General features: G+C 52.2%; 1 protein-coding gene. It reads right to left on the bottom strand.

Annotation, left to right across the window (positions count from 1 at the left end; all coding sequences use genetic code 11):
- Positions 1 to 9: 9 nt before the first annotated feature.
- Entirely contained in the window at positions 10 to 1,344 is a 1,335-nt protein-coding gene (locus tag ACKFKF_RS35015; protein ID WP_446871938.1) for a transposase, read from the bottom strand.
- Between the last annotated feature and the right edge of the window lie 168 nt (positions 1,345 to 1,512).

Below are 1,512 nucleotides of genomic sequence, written 5' to 3'. Positions count from 1 at the left end.
CCAGCCCTTTCAAGGTGCTTTTTCATCTTTTTTAGATTTCGCTTGACTGAGCAATCGAGCAGTAGAGACGTGAGGTTTGTCTTTTTGCCGTTCGGGTTTGGGGACTTTCTTCTTCTCTCCTCTGGGGTGAGAGCGGAATTTGGACAAATTCATCTGTGCGGCTAACTGTTGAAGAAACTGAACGGTGGAGTCTCCGTCAAGCTGAGCCAACGGTTGCCATTGCAGTGGCGGAATGGCAATCATCATGCCCGCATAGACACGGCGCACTTCATCCGCTAAATAATAAGGAGAAGTGCCCGCTTCAATTTTGTCGGCTCCATGCACAGAGCGCATGGCCGCTTGAGCGACCGCCAGCAGGTTGTAGCAAATCAGTGCCATGACAAAGCCAAACAAAGCGGCTCTGGGGTAAGCAAGCGTGTTGACTTCTCCTCGGAAACATTGTTCGAGCACTTGAACCAGTCGTTCAATCCGCCAGCGTTTTTGATACAGTGCCGCAATTTGCACCGCATCGGCGTGAGCGATGGGGAGATTCGAGAGCAGAGCAATTTCGGCATCTCCATCTCGAGTGGGCTGATGGAGTCGCACGACAATGCGGCGCAGCCTTACCTTTAATGTGTCGTTGAAAATCAATTGGACTGATTGCTCGAACACCGTTCCCGTTGCGCTCTCACCCACAAAAACCAACTCATCGAGCGCTTTGTAGGGGAGCAGACCATGCTGACGAATCACCAAAGCTGCCCCCCGCCCATGCAGACCAAACAGAAACCCCAACGTGCAAAAATTGCGGTCGGCGATCCACAAATCTCCACTGGCTACCGTCGCCAACACCCGACTCAACAGTGCCCGCTCTTGGGCATGACCGTCCTCACAGGCAAACACATCAACCGCCAACATCAACGCCGGATCTAAAATCACCAGCGCATGACCGGGCAGGGGCGCACTGTTGAAAGACCGCAGCACCTGTAGGCGGCGTTCGGTCGCGGCTAGATGATTGCCATCGAGAATTTTGACGCGATATCCTTCCAGCAAGGGAGGAAGGCTGCCACCCAGTCTCTCAATCAATCCTTGCACCCGCTTGACCACATGCCGCAGTAAGGCTTCGACGATCTGAGGCTCCATCCCATTGAGCTTGTTATAAACTGACTGAATGGTCACGCCAATCCCCTTCGCTTTGGCTTGATAGGCGGCGTTAACCGAGGGTGAAATGCCACAAACCACCAAACTCATCAAATTCACAATCGTCGAAAACAGCAATTCCCGGTGATATTGTCGTTCGGCTTGCTGCTCAAACAACTCATCGATTTCCTTGGCGGGCAGACTCTGTTCTAGGAGCACCCTCAGCATCACGCAGAAGGGACTCTCGGCAATGAACCGCTCAAACACTTCCCCCAATATCATGGCTCAAAGGCAGGTCATTAGACTTTCAGCTTTTACGATAGCGGTCTGAAAGCCAGCAATGACAGGGATGACAACAAATATTAAAAAGCGCTCAAATGACCTTTAGAGGGCTGG

This window comes from Phormidesmis sp. 146-12 (assembly GCF_052939495.1).
The sequence above is the reverse complement of the archived record's forward strand: the minus strand, read 5'-3'. Positions and strand labels throughout refer to the sequence as shown.

Bases quoted from the DNA above. Each gene is read 5' to 3' on its own strand.
- ACKFKF_RS35015 (WP_446871938.1), bottom strand. From the start codon at position 1,344: ATGCTGAGGGTGCTCCTAGAACAGAGTCTGCCCGCCAAGGAAATCGAT.